Here is a 20,093-nt window from a genome sequence, read left to right as displayed (position 1 = left end):
TGCGGGTCCGTAAGTTGCGGGGATGGGTGAAAGTTTCATCTCCGCCGTCGCGGGGTGCTCGTACGATATCGCTCCTGGTGTCCGTGGCTCCATGGCATCCGCGGTCAGGCATCCACCCCGAGTCGGGCGTTCCGAAATTTTCGTTGAAACGTTGACATGTTTCGGTTACGTTCCCACACTGATCTCCGAGGCGGTCGGTCCTGCCTGATGTGGTGATCGGCCAGGGCCGCCGGTCATGACGCCATCGTGGTGTGCGCCTCCGGCCTGGGGTGCGGCGTCGTCCGCCGGGGTTCCCGCACATCCCTCGTTCCGTAACTTCAGTATGGAGTCAGGCATGGGCTTGAAGGCTTTACCTTCATCCGCGTACAAACGTTTCGGTGTCCTCCGCGGCATCGTGGGCGCCGTCGGCGCCGTGGGAATCGTCGGCGCGGCGCTGATGGTGTCGGTTCCCGCGGACGCGGCGGAGAGCACGCTCGCCGCCGCCGCCCAGCAGAGCGGCCGGTACTTCGGCACGGCCATCGCCGCGGGCAAGCTGGGCGACCAGCAGTACACGACGATCGCGAACCGCGAGTTCGACATGATCACCGCCGAGAACGAGATGAAGATCGACGCCACGGAACCCAACCGGGGGCAGTTCAACTTCAGCGCCGGCGACCGGATCTACAACTGGGCGGTGCAGAACGGCAAGCGGGTACGCGGCCACACCCTCGCCTGGCACAACCAGCAGCCGGGCTGGATGCAGTCGCTCTCCGGCGGCAACCTCCGCCAGGCGATGATCGACCACATCAACGGCGTGATGGGGCACTACCGGGGCAAGATCTACGCCTGGGACGTCGTCAACGAGGCCTACGCCGACGGCAACTCCGGTGGCCGGCGCGACTCCAACCTCCAGCGGACCGGCAACGACTGGATCGAGGTGGCCTTCCGCACCGCGGCGGCCGCCGACCCGTCCGCCAAGCTCTGCTACAACGACTACAACATCGACAACTGGAGCTGGGCCAAGACGCAGGGCGTCTACAACATGGTCCGCGACTTCAAGCAGCGTGGCGTACCGATCCACTGCGTCGGCCTGCAGTCGCACTTCAACAGCAACAGCCCCTACAACAGCAACTACCGCACGACCATCCAGAGCTTCGCCGCCCTGGGCGTCGACGTGCAGATCACCGAGCTGGACATCCAGGGCGGCTCGGCCACCACGTACGCCAACGTCGTCAACGACTGCCTGGCGGTGCCGCGCTGCACCGGCGTCACGGTCTGGGGCGTCCGCGACACCGACTCCTGGCTCGGCTCCGGCGCCAGCGCGCTGCTCTTCGACGGCAACGGCAACAAGAAGGCCGCGTACAACTCCGTCCTGAACGCGCTCAACAACGCGGACCCGGACCCCGACCCGGACCCGACCACGACGCCCACGCAGACCCCCGGCACCGTGGGACAGATCCGGGGTGTGGCGTCCGGGCGGTGTGTGGACGTGCCGAACGCCTCGACGGCCGACGGCACGCAGCTCCAGCTGTGGGACTGCCACTCCAACTCCAACCAGCAGTGGTCCTACACGTCCGCGCAGGAGATCCGCGTCTACGGCAACAAGTGCCTGGACGCCGCCGGCAGCGGCAACGGCGCCAGGGTGCAGATCTACTCCTGCTGGGGCGGCAACAACCAGAAGTGGCGCGTCAACTCGGACGGCTCCATCGTCGGAGTCCAGTCGAATCTGTGCCTCGACGCCGTGAACAACGGCACCGGTAACGGGACCCAGCTCCAGATCTACTCCTGCTGGGGCGGCGACAACCAGAAGTGGTCCTGGAACCGGGGCTAGGAGGTCAGATCATGAGACGGCACCAGCAGGTGCCGATCGGGTCAGGGACGGTGATCGCCGCCGTGGTCACCGCGGTGATCACCGTCCTGGCCGGTTGCGTCGCCATGGCGCCCCAGGCGAGTGCGGCGACGCTGACCAGGATCGGCGACTTCGGGGCGAACCCCGGCAACATCCAGATGCACCTCTACGTCCCTGACAACGTGGCCGCGCGTCCCGGCATCCTGGTGGCGATGCACGGCTGCAACGGCCGGGCGACCGACTTCCACCAGCAGACGGAGTTCGCGTCCCTGGCCGACCGGCACGGCTTCGTCGTCATCTACCCGCAGGCCAACAAGAGCGCCAACGGCCTGTCGAACTGCTTCGACGTGTGGTCGGACGAAGCACTCCGGCACGGCGGCGGCAGCGACCCCGTGTCGATCGTGTCGATGGTCAACTACGTCGTGCAGCGCCACAACGGCGACCCCGAGAAGGTGTTCGCCACCGGCTTCTCCTCCGGGGCGATGGAGACCGTCAACCTGCTCGCCACCTATCCCGATGTGTTCAAGGCCGGCGCTCCCTTCGCCGGTGTGCCCTTCGGCTGTCTCGGCCCGCCCGGTTGCGGCGACCGGACTCCGCAGCAGTGGGGCGACCTGGTCCGCGGCGCCTACCCCGGCTACACCGGTCCCCGGCCCCGGCTGATGGCCTGGCACGGCACCGCGGACGACGTGCTGAACTTCAGCATGTTGCAGAAGGAGGTCGACCAGTGGACCGACGTGCACGGGGTGAGCCGGACGCCCACCTCGACCACGAACCCGCAATCAGGGTGGACGCACAGAGTCTTCGGGACCGGCCAGGTCGAGGCCTACACCATCAGCGGAGCCGGGCACAATCTGCCGCATCCCGGGATGGCCGTGCACGCGATCCGGTTCTTCGGCCTCGACGGCGCCGGCCCCACGCCGACGCCGACCCCTGGCGGCGACGGCCAGATCAGGGGCGTCGCCTCCGGGCGCTGCGTGGACGTGCCGAACTCGAGCACCGCCGACGGCACGCGGCTCCAGTTGTGGGACTGCCACGGCGGCGCCAACCAGCGGTGGGCCCTCACCTCGTCCCAGGAGTTGCGGGGTCTCGGCGGCAAATGCCTCGACGCGGCCGGGACGGGCAACGGAGCCGGCGTCCAGCTCTACTCGTGCTGGGGCGGCGCCAACCAGAAGTGGCGCGTCAACGCTGACGGGACGATCGTCGGCGTGCAGTCGGGGCTGTGCCTGGACGCCGCCGGGACGGCCAACGGCGCCCGACTCCAGCTCTACTCGTGCCACGGCGGCGCCAACCAGCGGTGGGACCTGGGCGCCGCGTGACGCACCCGGGTCTGGGCGGTCCCTTGAGGACCGCCCAGACCGGGGTCATGGCTCAGAGGCGGCTCCACCGTTGGTTGGCCGCGCCGCTGCACGTCCAGATCTGCAGGTAGACGCCGTTGGCGGTGGCGTTGCCCGGCACGTCCAGGCACTTGTTCGCACCGAGCGCGGTGATGCTTCCGTCGGTGTTGAAGCGCCACTTCTGGTTGTTCTGGCCGTTGCAGTCCCAGATGATCACGCTGGTGCCGTCGGCGGTGCCGTTGTTGTTCACGTCCAGGCACTTGTTCCCGTAGACCCGCAGTTCGCCGGCTGCCGTGGAGGTCCACTGCTGGTTGACCTGACCATGGCAGTCCCAGATCGCCACCCGGGTCCCGTTGGCCTGGGAGGCTCCGGTGACGTCGAGGCATCTGCCCGACCCCACGCCCTGGATCCGGGACACCGGGTTGGGCGTCCCGCCGCTGACCCGGAACACGACGGTGCCGTGCGACGGCACGCTCGCCGAGATGGCCCCGGTCGTCGAGGTGACGGCGTTCGTCCAGGCCTCACGCAAGCTGAAGGAGCTGCCGGACAGGCCGATCGCCGAGGTGGTGGTGCTGATCGTCGTCGTGCCGCCGCCCTGGTTGAACAGCGCGACCGCGACGTCGCCGTTGCTCAGCCGTTTGGCCAGGACGCGGCGGGTGCCGTCGTTGCTGATCTGGGTCGCCTGGAGGCCGAGCGGGTCCTGGTTTAGGGCGATCAGGTTCTGGTTCTTCATGATCGTGGCGGTCGCGGAGTCCATGTTCCGCATGTCGTTGCCCGCGATCAGCGGTGCGGCCATGATCGCCCAGAGGGCGAAGTGGCTGCGCATCTCGGTGTCCGTCATGCCGCCCCGGCCGACCACCATCATGTCGGGGTCGTTGAACTGTCCCGGCCTGGCGTAGCCCGACAGGGGCGCGTTGACGTTGACGATGTTCTGGATGCCCATCGGGTAGCCGTTGGTCTGACCGGAGTTCCACACGTTGGTGATGTCCTCGGTCGTACGCCAGATGTTGGCGACGTCACCCCAGTTCCGCTGCGGGCCGGTCTTCTCGTGGATGCTGTTGGGGTTGATGCTGTAGAGGATCGGCCGGCCGGTGGCCGCCAGGGCATCGCGCATCTTCGCGAAGGTGCGGACCTGGTCGTCGATGGTGCCGGTGGGGGAGCACCAGTCGTACTTGAGATAGTCGACGCCCCAGGCGGCGAACTGCTGGGCGTCCTGGACCTCGTGGTTCAGGCTGCCGGTGGCGCCCGGGTAGGCGCCGAAGTACTGGGCGCAGGTGCGGTCCAGGGGTGCCTGGTAGAGGCCGAACTTCAGGCCCCGGGCGTGCAGGTAGTCGCCGAGCGCCTTCATGCCGCTCGGGAATCTCGACGGGTTGGCCCGCAGGTTTCCGGCGGAGTCGCGGGCCGGGTCGAACCAGCAGTCGTCGACGACGACGTACTGATATCCGAGGTCGCGCATGCCGGAGGAGACCATCGCGTCGGCGGTCTGGCGGATCAGCGTCTCGTTGATGTTGCAGCCGAAGGTGTTCCAGGTGTTCCACCCCATCGGCGGGGTGCGGCCCACGCCGTTCTCCAGCGCCTGCGCCTGGGTGGCGGGGGTGAGCGCCACGACCAGGGCCACTGCGGTCAGCAGCGCGCGGGTTCGTTTCCCGTTCATGGAGATCGCTCCTCAGGGGGTCGAAGGGAGGGCACTGCCGGTGAACTGCCACCAGTTGACGTTGAACAGGTAGCCGCCGCCGCCCGCGAAACGCAGGTAGAGGTCACGGGTGCCGGTCGCGCCGGACACCGGGCAGGTGACCGTGGTCCAGTTCTGCCAGCCGCCGGTGCCGTTGACGGCGCAGGTGCCCACGAGGGTGCCGGTGGCGCTGCCGAGCCGCAGCTCGATCCGGCCGCCGCTGGTGGCCGAGGCGACGCGGGCGGTGAAAGCGGTGGCCCCGTTGCCGAAGGCGACGCCCTTGACCTTCAGGTAGTCGCCGTTCTCGATGTAGCCGACGTTCATGCCGCCCTCGCCGGAGGGTTCGGTCTCCACCCCGGACGCCCAGGCGACGGTCTCGGCCTCCTGCCGGACGAACGGGTTGAGGGTGCCGACCTGAGGCGGACCGGCGGTGGTCATGTTGATCGTCGGGATGCTGCCGTCGGCGTTGTAGGTGAACTTCTCCACGGCCACTGACCTGGTGAAACCGCCGCCGCCCGGCAGGGCGCCGTTGTGGTAGAAGAAGTACGATCCTCCGGCGTAGTCGACGATCCCGGCGTGGTTGGTGAAGCTGCTGCCCTGCCGGGGCATGATCGTCCCCCGGTAGGTCCACGGCCCGGTGGCGCTGGGGGCCGTCGAGTAGGCGATGAACTCCGAGCAGCATTCCGCGGCGAACACGTTGTAGTAGAGGCCGTTGCGCTTGTAGACCCAGGGCCCCTCTTCGTAGAGCGTGGGACGGCTGGGGTTGCCGTTGCGCGTGCCGAACCCCGCGCCGGTCAGCGGGATGTAGGTGATGCCGCCGGAGTAGGAGATCATGTTGCTGTTCAGGCGTACGTACGCGAGCCGGGGGTTGCCCCAGTACAGGTAGGCCTGGCCGTCGTCGTCGATGAGGACGTTGGGGTCGATCTCGTTGTTCTCGACCAGCGGACGGCCCAGCGCGTCACGGAACGGCCCGGTCGGGCTGTCGCCGACCGCGACGCCGATGGCCATGCCGCCGGTCCTCCGGTTCCGTACGGGGACGTACCAGTAGAACTTGCCGTTGCGGTAGGCGACGTGGCCGGCCCAGGCGTTGGCGTCGGCCCAGGCGAAGGTGGCCAGGCTCATGGGCGAGCCGTGGTCGGTCCAGTTGGCCATGTCGGTCGAGGAGTAGACGCGCCAGTCGCGCATCGTGAAGTACGTGGAGCCGTCCTCGTCGTGGCCGGTGTAGAGGTAGACGCGGCCGTTGTGGACGAGCGGCGCGGGGTCGGCGGTGTAGATCGTCTGGACGATGGGGTTGTCGGCCATGGCCGGTGTCGCGGGCAGCAGGGACATGATGCAGAGCACGCTCATGATCCAGGCCAGGCGGCGTGATCGCGCGGGTCTCATGGGGTCCTTTCGGGGCGGCTTCGCGGAGTGTTAGCGCTAACATCAAATCGTGGGGTGCGTCGTCGCGGAGTACATCCGATGGTCCGGCGGCCGTCAACGGAGGCGATCCCCGCCGTGTGGGCGTCGTCGCCTGGACGCTTCCCGGCCTGCGGTTCCGTCCGAAAAGAGATCACGTGACCGCACCGTCCCGTGAAAATTTCACGTGACGGTGCGGCCGGCCCGTGGATCAGGCGATCTCGATATGGTCCAGCTCCGCCCAGCGCGTCCGGTGCTGCAGGCGCAGGGTGTTCCAGCCGGCGTTCAGCGTGAGCGGGGCCCGGACCTGCGTCCAGTTGTCCCAGCCGCGGTCGGGGTAGTCCAGGGTGAACCGCGTGGTCCCGTTGACCGTCACCAGGTGCTGCGCGTCGCCGTAGCCGGCCGCGTAGGCGACGTGCGCGGTGTAGGCCCCGGCGACCGGCGCGAACACCCGGACGTCGACCCAGCTGTCCGCATGGTCGATCTTGGCCACGACGGCCCCCTGGGACGCCCCGGCCGCGCCGGTGCGGACGGTGGCGCGGTTGAGCGTGCCGCGCTCGGCCTCGTACCGTACGCGGCTGCCGCGCACGACCGGATAGTCGCCGGCCCAGCCCAGCGCCGCCGTGTACAGGTGGCGGGCGTCGCCCACCCAGCCGTGGAAGAAGGCGCGGTCGCCGAGCACGTCGGTCCCGCCGGGTCCCTGTACGGCTCCGTCGAAGGTGGCGGTCGTCATCAGCGGCCGGTACGCCTTGGTGTAGCGCCCGGTGAGCGACGGGGACACGGCGTAGCCGGTGAAGTAGCTGTTGCCGGTGTAGGAGCCGCCCGAGTAGAAGAGCACGTACTGGGAGGGCCGCTTGACGAGCACGGGCGCCTCGATGACGCCGGCCTCCTCGGGCCTGTCGTCGCGGATGAGCTCGGTGCGGCCGCCGACGAAGGTGACGCCGTCGGCCGCGACCTGCTGCAGCCACAGGATGGTGGGCCGGCCGACGGCGTTGCCGTCGTTCTTGTAGAGCAGATACCGCTTGCCGTCGGTGTCGACGAAGCTGGACGGGTCGATGTCGCCGCCCTCGTCCGCGTCGCAGACGAGCGGCGAGCCGCCGGCCGGCTGGAAGGGGCCGAGCGGGTTCGCCGAGGTCGCGGCGCCGACGCACATGCGCCCGGTGGCGGTGCTCGGGCCGGTGAAGTACATCAGGTAGCGGCCGTCGGAGAGACGGGAGACGTCGGGCGCCCAGAACCCGCCGTCGCCCGCCCAGGACGGCTTGGCCGGCAGCGCGTCCCCGCGCACGGTCCACGGGCCGGTGGCGGACGGGGCGCTGGCGACCGGGATGCGGCCGGGTCGGCTGCTGGTGGAGTAGGCGTAGAAGGTGGAGCCGACCTGGATGACGTCCGGATCGGGGAAGTCGGCGCGGATCACGGGCGCCGGGGCCACGGTGTCCGCCGCCGCAGCGGCCGTGGGGAGACAGGCTGTGGCCGCGGTGAACGCCAGGAAGAGCCGGCCGAGGAGCCGCATGAGGACCTCCGATCATCCGTAATCAGTTCAGGTCCCCAGTGAAGTCCTCCGGCCGAGGTGTCCGACAGGGGTTCGGACGCACTCGGACAGACTCGGCCTCCCGTCGCGCTATGTCTCGGTCAGGAAGGCGCGGATGGCGGGGACGAATCGCTCGTGGGCGTCCTCCAGGAGGTAGTGGCCGGCTCGCCTGCAGACCTCGACCCTGGCGTGGGGCAGGCGGCGCCGCCACTCGGCCAGCATGGCGGGGTCGAAGACCGGGTCGCGCAGCCCCCAGCCGACGAAGGCCGGCAGCCCGGCGAACCGGTCGAGCCGCCGGCCGGTGCCTTCGAGGAGCGGCCACGCCCGGTCGCCCGGCCGCAGCGGGATGTCGTGCACGAACCGCTGGACGGCCACCCGGTGCTCGGGCCGGTCGTACGGGGCGAGAAAGGCGGCGCGCACGTCGGCGGGCATGCGGCGGCGCACGCCGAGCGGACGCCAGGTCGCGCCGCGGGCGAACAGGTTGTGCCGCAGGAACAGCCGCGCGCCGAGCCGGGTGCGGCGCAGCACCCACAGCGGCGCCCGCAGCGGGAGGCGGACCCGCTCGCCGTGCGGGCTGGGGAAGGCCGCCGTGTTGAGGACGACGAGCCGGGCGACGCGCCCGGGGTGGCGGCAGGCCCACGCCATGCCGATCGGCCCGCCCCAGTCGTGCATGACGAGCGTCCAGCCCCGCTCGGGGGCGCCCCGGGCGATCAGGTGCCCGACCAGCGCGTCGAGGTCGTCGACGCGCGAGGCGAAGGTGTGGTCGTACTCCCGGGCGGCCGGTTTGTCGGACAGCCCCATGCCGATGTGGTCCGGAGCGACGCAGCGGAACCGGTCACGCAGGGCCAGGATCGGCCGCCGCCACAGGTAGCTCCAGGACGGGTTGCCGTGCACGAACAGCACCGGGGCACCCGCCCCTTCGTCCACGTAGTGCTGGCGCAGCCCGCCGGGGTGGGCGTGCCAGCGGGAGGCGAACGGGTAGCCGGGGAAACGCGTCACGGGGACTCCGAGAGGTGGGCGGTCAGGCGGGCGAGCCCTTCGGCCATGCTCACGCGTGGCCGGTAGCCGAGGTCGCGGCGGGCCGCGGAGATGTCGAACCAGTGCGCCGTGGACGCCTGCTCCACCAGGAACCGGGTCAGGGGCGGCTCCCAGCCGCCCTGAGCGGCCAGCCGTTCCAGCATCCCGGCCGCGGCCATCGCCGGTCCGGCGGGCAGCCGCCGCCGCACCGGAGGCTGCCCGGCCGCCGCGAGCAGCGCGTTCACCCAGACGCCGAAACCGCACGGCTCGCCCTGGGTGATGAAGTACGCCCGCCCGCACAGCGGCGACCCGGGGCGCAGCCGGTCGAGGGCCAGCACGCAGGCGTCGGCCGCGTTGTCGACGTAGACGGTGTCGATGGTCTTGTCCGCCCTGCCCAGCAGCCACAGCCGGTGCCGGTTCGCCACGAACCGGGGCAGGAAGTGCGGGTCGCCCGGCCCCCAGATGAGGTGCGGGCGCAGCGCGACGGACGGCGCCGGCCCGGCCAGCACGAGCCGTTCGGCCGCCGCCTTGGTGCGCGGGTAGGGCGCGGTGAACCGGGTGGCGTACGGGACGGACTCGTCCACGCCGTCCAGGTCGCGCCCGTTGTGCACGACGCTCGGTGACGACACGTGGACCAGCCGGGCCCCGGCTCCCGCGCAGGCGTCCACCACGTTGCGCGTACCGTGCACGTTGACCTCGGCGAAGTCCCGGGACGCGCCGTGCGCCCCGGCCTTGGCGGCGCAGTGGACCACGGCCTCGCACCCGTCGACGGCGGCGCGGACGGCCGCCGGGTCGCGGATGTCGGCCAGGTACTGGGTGACGCCCAGCGCGTCCAGTTCGAGACGCGGGCGGCGGTGCAGCGCGCGCACGGTGTCGCCGCGCGCGACCAGGCGGCGGCACACGGCGCGGCCGAGGAATCCGCCGCCCCCGGTGACCAGGACGTTCACCGGCGGCCTCCGCGCGACCGCCGGGCCGCCCAGGCGGCGAGCACGTCCCGGCGGATCTTGCTGTTGTGCCGGGCGTCCACCGGGAAGCGGCGGTGGAACAGCACTTCGCGCAGGCCCGCCGTGCGCGGGTGCCGCGCGGCCTCCGCGAGGATCCCGGTCCGTACGAGGTCGCGCCGGAAGCCGGGCTCGGGCTCCACCACGAGGACGGGGCGTGGGCCGGCGCCCACCAGGGCGACGCGGCGCGCTCCCGGCACTCCGGCCAGGAGTGTCTCGACGTGGTCGGTGTAGAGGTCGCCGTCCGGGGCGCGGACGCGTTCGGACTTGCGGCCCGCGAACCACAGCCGGCCGTTTTCGTCCAGCCGCCCCAGGTCGCCCATGCGGTGCCAGACCCGGTCGCCGTCCGGGATCCTGGCCAGGGCGGTGGCCCTCGGGTCGTCCAGGTAGGGATCGCTGACGGCGGGGGAGGAGACGACGAACTCCCCGACGGTGCCGGGCGGCACCGTCAGGTTCTCGTCCCACCGGGCGATCGGCCCGTCGGTGACGCCGATGACCCGGACCTCGACCCCGGGCAGCGGCGGGCCCAGGCATGTCCCGGCCCCCCGGTGCGCGGCGTGCCCCGCGACCAGTTCGGCGCCCTCGATCGCGGCCACCGGCAGGCACTCGGTCGCCCCGTACACCGACAGCACCCGGGCCGCGCCGGGGACGCAGGCGCGGACGCGGTCCAGCGTCGGCAGCGGCAGCGGCGCCCCGGCGACCGCCACCGTCTCCAGCGAGTCCAGCACCAGGCCGCGGGCCACGCAGTGCCGGGCCAGCCGGTCCAGCAGGGCGGGCGCGGCGAACAGGGTGGACACCCGGTACCGGCGGATGTCCGCGGCCAGCGCCGCGGGATCGAACCGCAGCGGGCGCCGCGGGTCCAGATCCGGCAGCACGGCGGTCGCGCCCAGCGCCGCCGCCCCCAGCGCGAAAGGGATGAACGTCGACAGCACGGGCGCGCCGGCCCGGATGAGCTCCAGCCCGGCCAGCAGGTCGAGCTGCGCCGTCAGGTGCCGGTGCCGCAACGGCACCCCCTTCGGCGGCCCCGTCGAACCGGAGGTGTACGCGATCAGCGCCAGATCACCGGCCCCCGGCGCAGGCAGCCCCGGCATCGAGCCACGGGCGGCGGCTCGCGGGTCCGGGGTCGGTCCGGCGTCGGTGACTCGCAGATCTGGTGTATGCGGGTCCGGGGTCGGTCCGGGGTCGGCAGCTCGCAGGTCCGGTGTATGCGGGTCCGGGGTCGGTCCGGGCGCGGCGGCTCGCGAGTCCCGTGTCAGGTCGCGGGCGGCGGTTCGTAGGGTGGCGAGGGTCGGGCCCGGCCAGGAGCGGCGGTGTCCGACCGTGATGACGACGCGGCTGGTGCGCCGGGCCCAGCCCAGGGCCAGCCGGGCCGCCTGGGCGAGCGGCACCCCGATGAACGCCTCCGGCGCGGCCCGCTCCAGGCACCGCCGGACGGCCGCGTACGGCAGTCCCGGATCGACCATGACCGGCACCGCCCCCAGCCGCAGCAGCGAGAGCACCAGCACGCCGAGCTCCACGCCCGGACGCACCAGCAGCACCGTCCGCATGCCGGGCCGCACCCCGCCGAGCGCCAGCGCGGCCGCCGTCTCCTCCACCGATCGCGCCATCTCCCCGTAGCTGGCCGAGCGCGGCGCCCGCCCGCCGACCTGGCAGGCGAGGGTGTCCGGCCGGTCGGCGGCCCAGCGTTCGGCCCGGGTGACCAGCTCGCTCACCGGCACCGGGGTCACCACCGCACCACGACGGTGCCGGCGCTGAACCCGCTCGCCAGGCCGACGAACGCCACCAGGTCGCCGCGCCGCACCCGTCCGGCGGCGACCGCCTGGGCGAGCTGGACCGGTATCGTCGCCGCCACCAGGTTGCCGTGCTGGGCGATGGTGACCACGACCTTCTCCGGCGGGATCCCGACATGGGCGCAGAACTTCCACAGCGCGGGCAGCGACGCCTGGTGCACGCACACGACGGCGAAGTCGTCCCAGGTGAGGCCGAGGGCGGCGAGCGGATCGGAGAAGACGGCGTGGTCGGTCGCCTCGATGCCGCGTATCAGTCCGATGGCGTCGACGGTGAGCGGGCGGATGACCGGCCAGTCGGTCGCCGGGTCGGACGTCAGGTTCCGCAGCGCCACGGTGGCGGCGTCCCACCCGTGGGACTGGGCGGCGAACCGGTGACCGAGCACCCCCGGCTCCGCCGCGGCCTCCAGCAGCAGCGCGGCCCCGGCGTCCGACACCGTGTAGGCGGCGGCGACCGTCATGAACTCGTCGGCGCCGGAGAGCGTCCACGGCATGAACGCGGTCGGCAGCTCGCCGCAGCAGATCAGCACCCGCCGGTGCCGGCCGGTGACGATCAGCGCCTCCGCCACCTGGATCGCGTTCAGCACGCTGTTGCAGGCGTTGCGCACGTCGAACACCGGGCAGCCGGCGCCCAGCTTCGCCGCCACGACGTGCGCGGTCGCGGGCTCGACGAGGTCGATGGTCACCCCCGCGTAGACGAGCAGGTCGAGGTCGCGGGCGTGCAGGTCCTGCTCGTCCAGCAGCGCGCGGGCGGCGTGCGCGGCCAGGTCCGACGGTTTCTCCCCTGGCGGGGCGACGTGCCTGCGGCGGACGCCGCTGCCGTTGTGGATCACTCCCCGGGGCAGGACCAGCCCCGGGTTGCGGGCGGCGAGCCGGTCCTCCACCTCCGCGGTGGTCATCGTGGTCTCGGGCAGGTGGGCGGCCACACCGGCCACCCGGGCGTGCACGGAAGCCATGGCGGTCTCCTCAGGAAGCCGGACGCGTGGAGTGCAGCCCCAGGTGGAGGAGCACCGTACGGGCGATGTCGGTGACGGTCCCGGCGCCGCGGATCAGCTCCATCGGCGGGATGTCCACCCCGAACGCGTGCCGCATGGACAGCAGCAACTGCGTGGCCATGAGCGAGTCCAGGCCGTACTCGTCCAGCCGCCGGTCGGGGGCGATGTCGGCGGCCGGGACGAGCAGTACCGCGGACAGCAGGGCGGTGATCTGCTCGACGACGTGCTCGTGCGCCTCGTCGCCGGTCATCGCGGCCAGCTCCGACAGCAGGTCGCCGGTGTCGGGGGCCTGATCGGCGCCGGGCGGCAGCACCGCCGACAGCCACGGCCGTCGCAGGCCGGGGAGCGTCTGCCGCAGCCTGGCCCAGTCGCAGCGGCCCACCACGGCCACGTCGGCCCCGTCGGCCAGCATGGCGTCCACGGCGGCGAGCGCCACGGCGGGGTCCACCGGGTCGATGCCGAACCGCTTCAGCGCCTCGGCCTGCGTGCCGTGCGCCAGCACGCCGGTGCCGGAGAGCGCGCCCAGGCAGACCGCGAGCGCGGGCAGGCCCCGGGCCCGCCGCCGTCGCGCCAGCGCCTCCAGGAACAGGTTCGCCGACACGTACGGCGACTGCCCGATGTTGCCGATCGTCGTCAGCGACGAGTACAGCACGAACGCCTCCAGCGGCAGGTCCGCGGTGAGCTCGTCCAGCACCAGCGCGCCCGCGACCTTGGGGCGCAGGACCGCCCGGATCCGGTCGTCGGAGAGATCGGCCAGCGCCGCGTCGTCGAGATGCATGGCGGCGTGCACGACGCCGCATACGGGATGACCGGAAGCGTCAAGTTCGCGCAGGATGTCCCGCATGGCGTCGCGGTCGGCCACGTCGGCCGCGTGCGCGGTGGCCTCCGCGCCGAGGCCGCGCAGCTCCTCCAGCAGCGTGTCCGCGCCCGGCGTGTCCGCGCCGCGCCGGCTGACGAGCGCCAGCCGCCGCACCCCGCCCCGCGCCAGGTGCCGCGCCGTCTCCGCGCCGAACCCGCTCAGCCCGCCCGTGATCAGGTACGTGCCCGCAGCCGGACGCCGGGTGGGCCGGGACCGCACCGCGACAGGGTCGCCGAGGGATACGACGACCTTGCCGATGTGCCGGGAGTGCCGCATCAGGGCGAACGCGTCGGCCACCCGCTCGGCCGGGAACACCGTGTGCGGCAGCGGGCGCTGGTCGTGCACGTGCTGGAACGCGGCCGTCATCCGCTCGGCCATCAGCGCCGGGTCCTTCCACATGAGGGTGCCCACGTCCACGCCGAAGAACGCGAGGTTGTCGCCGAACGGCCGCAGCGCCACGTGCCTGCTCTCGTAGATGTCGCGCTTGCCCAGCTCGACGAACCTGCCGCCGTGCCGCAGGCACTCCAGGCCGCGGCTGATGGCCTCCCCGGCCAGGGAGTTGAGCACGACGTCCACGCCGCGGCCCCCGGTCAGCTCCCTGACCTGCTCGCCGAAGCGCAGGCTGCGCGAGTCCAGCACGTGCGCGGCGCCCAGCGCCCGCAGCAGGTCGCGCTTGGCCTCGCTGCCCGCCGTGGCGATCACCCGCGCGCCGGCGTGCCTGGCGTACTCCAGCGCGGCCAGGCCGACCCCGCCCGCGCCGCCGTGCACCAGCAGCGTCTCGCCGGGCCGGAGCCGCGCGCACCCGTGCAGCGAGTGGTAGGCGGTCGAGAACGCCATCGGCAGCGTGGCCGCCGCGGCGAAGGTGAGACCGTCGGGGATCCGGACGGCCGTCCACTCCTCCGCCACCGCGTGGCTGCCGAACCCCACCGGGCCCGCGGCCATCACCCGGTCGCCGGGCCTCAGCCGGACGACGCCCGGCCCCACGGCGGTGACGGTGCCGGCGCACTCCAGGCCCAGCTCGTGGCCGCCGAAGACCGCCTCGACCGCTTCCGACGGGAGCAGGCCGACCGTGAACATGACGTCGCGGTAGTTCAGCCCGATCGCCCGTACCTCGATCAGCACCTGGCCCGGCCCGGGCTCCGGGATCTCGGCCCGTTCCCAGCAGAGCTCGTACGACAGCCCCGGGTCACGCACCGCCAGCCGGTACGCGCCCCGGCGGCCGGCGGGGACGGACGGCGGCGCCGACCTCACCAGACGCGGCGTGAACCGTCCCCGGCGAGTGAGGAGGATCTCGTCGTCCTCCCCGGCCGACACCAGCTCCGCCACCAGCCGCGCCGCGTCGCGCCGGACGTCGCCACTACGGTGCAGGCACACCCGCCGGGCGTCCAACTGAGGCTGCTCGTTCCCGAGCGACCGCACCGTCCCCCAGGTGGCTGCATCCTCGGGGTGAATGGTTTGTACGGGGTCGGTGGCGTTGTCGGGGTGGAGGGTCTGTACGGGATCGGTGGCGTTCTCGGGGCATGCGGCGTCGGCGGTCTTGACCGGGTTGGTGTTTCCGGCGTAGACGTCGTCGGCTGGTCCCGGCTGCGGGAGCGCGCCGCATGGGCGGGTCACCAGCCACAGCCTCACCTGGACGTGGTGCGGCAGTTGCTCGCAGGCCAGGGCGATCGCGCGGAGCGCCGCGGCCCGGCGGGTGATCCGTTCGACGGCGTCCTCCGGGCCTGTGCCACCGAGGACGACCGCGAACGTGACCATGTTCGCCGACAAGGCCGCGGCCGCCCACGCGGCGGGATCATCGGGGAGGGGCGCCACGTTCGCCCGCCCACCCCGCTCCCGCAGCGACGAAGCGAGCTCGACGGCCAGCGGATCCCCGTCGTCCTCCGCAGCGACAACCCACACGCCGTCCGCACCGCCGTCGGCGATCCTCTCCGCCACGTGGTCGGAGGGAGAGGTGGCGAGGAGTACGGAGAAGTCGCCCGCTTCAGGGTCCTGTTCAGGGCCGGTCTGGACGATGTCGGCGTATCCGGCTTCCGCCAGCAGCTCCGGCCACCGCTGGGCGGACGGCAGCGCGCCGGGGCCCCACAGCTCCGGTGTCAGCCCCAGGAACGGCAGCAGCGGTCCGGCCCGGTGCGGTCCCGCGACGACCAGTTTGCCGCCCGGGGCGAGGAGCCGTCCCAGCCCGCGGAGGGCGCCAGGCAGGTCACGCGCGAGATGCAGGCACCCGGCCGCCACCACGAGGTCGAACCCGCCGGCCGGCCACCCCTGCCCGGCCGGGTCGGCGTCCAGGTCGAGCAGGCCGAACTCGGCGACGTCCACCCCGGACAGCCGCTGCCGCAAGCGGGCCAGCACCGGCTCGGCCACGTCGGTCACCGTGTAGCGGACCCGGTCGACCGGCAGGATCGGCAGCAACGTCACCGTGGTGCCGCCCGTCCCCGCGCCCACCTCCAGGACCCGCAGCGGCCGGTCGGCCGGCCACCCCTTGACGACCTGCTCCACCAGCGCCCGCGCGAGCCGGTTCGCGAACAGGCTCGCCGGCCCCACGTCGTGATACTGGTCCAGCAGCTCCCCGGCCCCGTCCGCGCCGAGCACGTCGCCGGCCGCGACCTCCCCGGCCAGCACCTCGCGCAGCCGCAGCCCGGCCCGCACCGCCAGCGCCGTCTGCGCGGGGAACGCCGCCCCCGCCACGGCCAGCCCCCGCAGCTCTGTCGTGACCGGTGCGGGCGGGGCCAGGCGCACCCCCCGCTCGCCGCGGCGTTCCAGCACGCCGTGCCGTTCCAGCAGCGGCAGCGCCGCCCGGACCAGCGCACGGTGGTGCGGCTCCCGGCAGGCGGCGGCCAGATCGTCGACGGTCAGCTCGCCCCCGCCGGTCAAGGCCGCCAGCGCCGCGCCGAGCGTACGGGCGAACGTCTCTTCCAGCTTGGCCGCGTACTCCGGGTAGCGCAGCTCACGCCAGGCCGAGCGCACCTCGCCCAGCCGCGCGGAAGCCCCCGCGAGTATGCCCGCCGGATCAGGCCCCGGCCAGGCGTCCGCCGGCTCCCCGGGCCGGGGCGTCGCCAGGAGTTCGACGTGGTAGCGCTCGGTCCGCGTGGCGTGCAGGCCGGGCGTCCGGCGCAGCCGGACCCCCTCCATCTCGGCCGCCACCCGGCCGTCGTCCCCGGTGACCGTGATGTCCCAGCACACCTCCTCGACAGAACTGGAACGTTCCCGTACATGCAGGAAACCTTCCGGAGCCGGCCTGCCCCAGAGCCGGACCGACCCGATCGCGGCAGGCATATAACCCGTGCCACCGACCAGCGCGTCCACCAGCCACAGCACGCCCGCCTGAAGGGCGCTGTCGAACAGCACGGGATGCGCCTGGTAGCGCTCGTCCCGCTGGTCAGGGCACGTGTACGCGCCCAGCACCTCGCCCGGGGCCCGCCACAACCCCGTCAGCACCCGGAACGCCGGACCCCACACCATGCGCCCCTCGGCGGCCCGCGCGTAGTAGGCGGGCACGTCCACGGGCTCGGCGACGCGGGCGCGCAGCTCCGCCAGGTCGAGCGGCGCCGGGGCCGGGCGCAGCAGCGGCCGGACCCGCGCCCGGAAGTGCTCGCGCGGATGCTGCCCGCGCCGCGTCGTGCTCGCCACCGTGATCGTGCCCGTCTCGGCGGACAGCGACGTCTGCGCGCAGACCGGCTCCGCGCCCGGCCACGGCACCACCAGTGCGCGGGTGATGCTCACCCGGTCCACCTCGATCGCCTCGCCGGCGTCCGGGATCGCCTGCCGGCCCGCCGCCAGCGCCATCTCCACGTAGCCGGTCGCGGGCATCACGGCGGCCCCGCCCGCCCGGTGGTCGGTCACCCAGGGCACCCGGACCTGGTCGATCTCCCCGTACCAGGAAGGGTCGAGCGCGGGCAGCCGCTGGCCCAGCAACGGGTGCGTGATCTCGGGGTCGCCGATCGTGCGCACCCAGGTCAGCGGGCCGCCCAGCCAGTGCCGCTGCCGCTGCCACGGATACGCGGGCAGCGACCGTACGAGGCCCGGCCGCGGGAAGTAGCGGTCCCAGTCGACGTCACCCCCGGCCGCGACGACCGCCGCCACCGCCGAGCCGACGGCGGCGCTCGCGGCGGTCTCCTCCACAGCGCCACGCCGCAGCGTCGGCACCACGGCGGCGCGGACGCGGGCGGCGGCCGCGACGCGGCGCAGGTACGACTGCAGCACCGGGTGCGGGCCCACCTCCACCAGCACGTCGAACCCGTCGGCGAGCACCCGCTCGACCGCCGCCGAGAAGCGCACGGGCCGCCGCACGTTGCGCCACCAGTACGTCGCGTCGAGCTCCTCGCCGGTCAGCGGCTCGCCGGTCACGGTCGACACCATGGGGATCCGCGTCCGCGACGGCCTCAGGTCGGCCAGCGCCGCGCGGAGCGGCTCGCGCACCCCGTCCATGGCCGCGCCGTGGAACGGATAGTCCACGTCCAGCTCGCGGAAGAACACCTCGCGCGCCGCCAGATCCTCGCCCAGCCTTCCGAGCGCCGCCCCTGGCCCCGCGACCGTGACGTCGCGGTCGGAGTTGACCGCGGCCACCTCCACCCCGGGGTAACCGGCCAGGAGTTGCCGGGCCTCGGCCTCGGGCAGCCCGACCGCCGCCATCCGGCCCTGCCCACGCGTCGCGGCCTGCGCCAGGCCGCGCTCGGCGATCACCTGCGCGGCCTGGGCGGGCGACAGTGCCCCGGCGACGTATGCGGCGGCCACCTCGCCGACACTGTGACCGAGCACCGCCCCCGCCCGCACGCCCGCCGCCTCCAGCATCCCGGCGAGCCCGGCCTGGACGGCGAAGAGCAGCGGCTGGGCCCGCTCGGTCGCCGACAGCCGCCACCGGTCCGCGGGCAGCGTCAGCTCCTCCAGCACCGACCAGCCCAGCCGGGTCGCCAGCTCGTCGTCCACGGCCTCGACGGCCTTACGGAAGGCAGGATCACTCAACAGGCCGGCGCCCATCCCGGCCCACTGCGAGCCGTTGCCGCAGAACACCAGCGCCACCCGGCCCCGCTCCACCGCCTCCCCGATCACCGGCGACGAACCGTACAGACCGGACAGGCTGCCCGCCGCCTCCGCCGCGGACGCGGCGAGCACCACGGCGCGGTGCCGGTGCAGGCCGCGCCGCCGGGTGGCGGTGTAGGCCACGTCGTAGAAGTCACCCTCGTCCACCGACGCCAGGTGCGCGGCCGCCCGCGCGACGGCCTCCGGCAGCGCGCCCGCGGCCCGGGCCGACACGACGACAGGCACCGGCGCGGCCCCCGCCGGCCGCGCCGGTGCCGCTCGGAGGGGCGGTGCGGCCACCGCCACGTGCACGTTCGCGCCCCCGAACCCGAACGAGTTCACCCCCACCACCGCCCGGCCGCCCGTCTCGGGCAGCGGGCGCGGCCGGGTGACGACGCTCAGCCCGAGCCCGTCGAAGTCGATGGCCGGGTTGAGCGTCGAGGCGTGCAGCGACGCCGGGATCGTCCCGTGCCGCAGCACCAGCAGCGCCTTGAACAGCCCCGGCATGCCCGAGGCCGGCTCCAGGTGCCCCAGGTTCGTCTTCACCGAGCCGATCGGCAGCGGGCCGCCCGACCGCGCCGTGCCCAGCGCCCGCCCTAGCGCCCCGCACTCGGCCGGGTCGCCGGCCTGGGTGCCGGTGCCGTGCGCCTCCACGTACGCGACCTCGTCCGGGCTGATCCCGGCCTCCCGGTACACCTGCCGCAGCAGCGCCTCCTGCGCCTCGGTACGGGGCAGCGCCAGCCCCATCGTGCGGCCGTCGTTGTTGGCGGCGGCGCCCAAGATGACACCGTGGATCCGGTCGCTGTCGGCGAGCGCCTCCTCCAGCCGTTTGAGCACGACCACGCCGCCGCCCTCCGACCGGACGAACCCGTCGGCGTCGGCCGAGAAGGCCCGGCACCGCCCGGTCGGCGACAGCATCGACGCCTGGCTGAACCCGACGAACCCGGTCGGGCTCAGCAGCACGTTCACGCCCCCGGCCAGCGCCGTCCGCGTGGAGCCGTCGGCCAGCGCCCGGCAGGCGCGCTCCACCGCCTGCAGCGCCGACGAGCAGGCGGTGTCGATGCTCATGCTCGGCCCGCGCAGGTCGAAGGCGTACGAGAGCCGGTTGGCCGCGATCGACAACGCCATGCCCGACATCGAGTAGGGGCCGATCCCGCCGGGCTCCAGCGCCTGCAGCACCCCGTACGAAGGATCGGAGACGCCGACGAACACCCCCGTGTCGGTCCCCGCCAGGCGTGCCGGGTCGATGCCTGCGTCGTCGAGCGCCTCGGCGGCCATCTCCAGGAGCAGCCGCTGCTGCGGGTCCATCGAGGCCGCCTCCTTGGGCGAGATCCCGAAGTAGGCGGCGTCGAATCCGGTGAGGTCGTCGAGGAAGCCGCCCGCCCGCGTGTAGCTGCGGTCGGGGCGCGGGAGGGACTCGTCGACGTACCGCTCGGCCTCGAACCGGTCCGGCGGCACGGTGCCGACCAGGTCGTCACCGCGCAGCAGGGCCTGCCACAGTCCGTCGAGGTCGCGGATGCCGCCGGGAAGCCGGCAGCCCACGCCCACGATCGCCACCGCTCGCCCCGGCCACGTCCGCTCGTTCCCGCCTGCGCTCATATGCCACCTTTCCTGTTCGTCGGCGACACCCATGGCATCACAGCCGTACGTGGTCGAAC

At 73.2% G+C, this 20,093-nt stretch carries 10 protein-coding genes; 2 read left to right on the top strand and 8 right to left on the bottom strand.

Annotation, left to right across the window (positions count from 1 at the left end):
* The first annotated feature begins 334 nt into the window (after nucleotides 1-334).
* Both ACZ6YG_RS34040 and ACZ6YG_RS34035 read left to right on the top strand, forming a co-directional pair.
* Nucleotides 335-1,810 (top strand): endo-1,4-beta-xylanase, encoded by a 1,476-nt coding sequence (locus ACZ6YG_RS34040; protein WP_148035259.1) that lies wholly within the window; start codon nucleotides 335-337, stop codon nucleotides 1,808-1,810.
* Between the two features lie 11 nt (nucleotides 1,811-1,821).
* Nucleotides 1,822-3,144, top strand: coding sequence for an extracellular catalytic domain type 1 short-chain-length polyhydroxyalkanoate depolymerase (locus tag ACZ6YG_RS34035; protein WP_466020268.1), 1,323 nt, complete (start codon nucleotides 1,822-1,824; stop codon nucleotides 3,142-3,144).
* 52 nt (nucleotides 3,145-3,196) lie between these two features.
* Here the strand turns inward: ACZ6YG_RS34035 and ACZ6YG_RS34030 are convergent, their stop codons facing one another.
* The 8 genes from ACZ6YG_RS34030 to ACZ6YG_RS33995 all read right to left on the bottom strand — a co-directional run bounded on the left by ACZ6YG_RS34030 (nucleotide 3,197) and on the right by ACZ6YG_RS33995 (nucleotide 20,034).
* Nucleotides 3,197-4,816: a glycoside hydrolase family 27 protein gene (locus ACZ6YG_RS34030; RefSeq protein ID WP_466020267.1), complete on the bottom strand. Its 1,620-nt coding sequence runs from the start codon at nucleotides 4,814-4,816 to the stop codon at nucleotides 3,197-3,199.
* Between the two features lie 12 nt (nucleotides 4,817-4,828).
* The gene (locus tag ACZ6YG_RS34025) at nucleotides 4,829-6,217 is read right to left on the bottom strand and encodes a glycoside hydrolase family 43 protein (RefSeq protein WP_466020266.1); all 1,389 of its coding nucleotides are present in this window, start codon (nucleotides 6,215-6,217) and stop codon (nucleotides 4,829-4,831) included.
* Between the two features lie 226 nt (nucleotides 6,218-6,443).
* The gene (locus ACZ6YG_RS34020) at nucleotides 6,444-7,742 is read right to left on the bottom strand and encodes a family 43 glycosylhydrolase (RefSeq protein WP_466020265.1); all 1,299 of its coding nucleotides are present in this window, start codon (nucleotides 7,740-7,742) and stop codon (nucleotides 6,444-6,446) included.
* A 108-nt stretch (nucleotides 7,743-7,850) separates the two neighbouring features.
* Nucleotides 7,851-8,759 carry an alpha/beta fold hydrolase gene (locus tag ACZ6YG_RS34015; RefSeq protein WP_466020264.1) on the bottom strand — a complete coding sequence of 303 codons (909 nt, stop codon included), beginning with the start codon at nucleotides 8,757-8,759 and terminating at the stop codon, nucleotides 7,851-7,853.
* Nucleotides 8,756-9,724 carry an NAD-dependent epimerase/dehydratase family protein gene (locus ACZ6YG_RS34010; protein WP_148035253.1) on the bottom strand — a complete coding sequence of 323 codons (969 nt, stop codon included), beginning with the start codon at nucleotides 9,722-9,724 and terminating at the stop codon, nucleotides 8,756-8,758. Before ACZ6YG_RS34010 ends, ACZ6YG_RS34015 begins: the two co-directional genes overlap by 4 nt.
* A complete protein-coding gene (locus tag ACZ6YG_RS34005; RefSeq protein ID WP_466020263.1) occupies nucleotides 9,721-11,505 on the bottom strand; it encodes an AMP-binding protein in 1,785 nt (594 codons plus the stop codon). Before ACZ6YG_RS34005 ends, ACZ6YG_RS34010 begins: the two co-directional genes overlap by 4 nt.
* The gene (locus tag ACZ6YG_RS34000; protein ID WP_271277103.1) at nucleotides 11,502-12,521 is read right to left on the bottom strand and encodes a 3-oxoacyl-ACP synthase III family protein; all 1,020 of its coding nucleotides are present in this window, start codon (nucleotides 12,519-12,521) and stop codon (nucleotides 11,502-11,504) included. Before ACZ6YG_RS34000 ends, ACZ6YG_RS34005 begins: the two co-directional genes overlap by 4 nt.
* A gap of 10 nt (nucleotides 12,522-12,531) precedes the next feature.
* Nucleotides 12,532-20,034, bottom strand: coding sequence for an SDR family NAD(P)-dependent oxidoreductase (locus ACZ6YG_RS33995; protein ID WP_466020262.1), 7,503 nt, complete (start codon nucleotides 20,032-20,034; stop codon nucleotides 12,532-12,534).
* Nucleotides 20,035-20,093 lie beyond the last annotated feature (59 nt).

Source organism: Nonomuraea sp. NPDC054003, assembly GCF_055585125.1.
Note: the sequence above shows the minus strand (reverse complement) of the source record. Positions and strands in the feature narration are given on the sequence as shown.

Bases quoted from the DNA above. Each gene is read 5' to 3' on its own strand.
- ACZ6YG_RS34040 (WP_148035259.1), top strand. From the start codon at position 335: ATGGGCTTGAAGGCTTTACCTTCATCCGCGTACAAACGTTTCGGTGTC.
- ACZ6YG_RS34035 (WP_466020268.1), top strand. From the start codon at position 1,822: ATGAGACGGCACCAGCAGGTGCCGATCGGGTCAGGGACGGTGATCGCC.
- ACZ6YG_RS34030 (WP_466020267.1), bottom strand. From the start codon at position 4,816: ATGAACGGGAAACGAACCCGCGCGCTGCTGACCGCAGTGGCCCTGGTC.
- ACZ6YG_RS34025 (WP_466020266.1), bottom strand. From the start codon at position 6,217: ATGAGACCCGCGCGATCACGCCGCCTGGCCTGGATCATGAGCGTGCTC.
- ACZ6YG_RS34020 (WP_466020265.1), bottom strand. From the start codon at position 7,742: ATGCGGCTCCTCGGCCGGCTCTTCCTGGCGTTCACCGCGGCCACAGCC.
- ACZ6YG_RS34000 (WP_271277103.1), bottom strand. From the start codon at position 12,521: ATGGCTTCCGTGCACGCCCGGGTGGCCGGTGTGGCCGCCCACCTGCCC.
- ACZ6YG_RS33995 (WP_466020262.1), bottom strand. From the start codon at position 20,034: ATGAGCGCAGGCGGGAACGAGCGGACGTGGCCGGGGCGAGCGGTGGCG.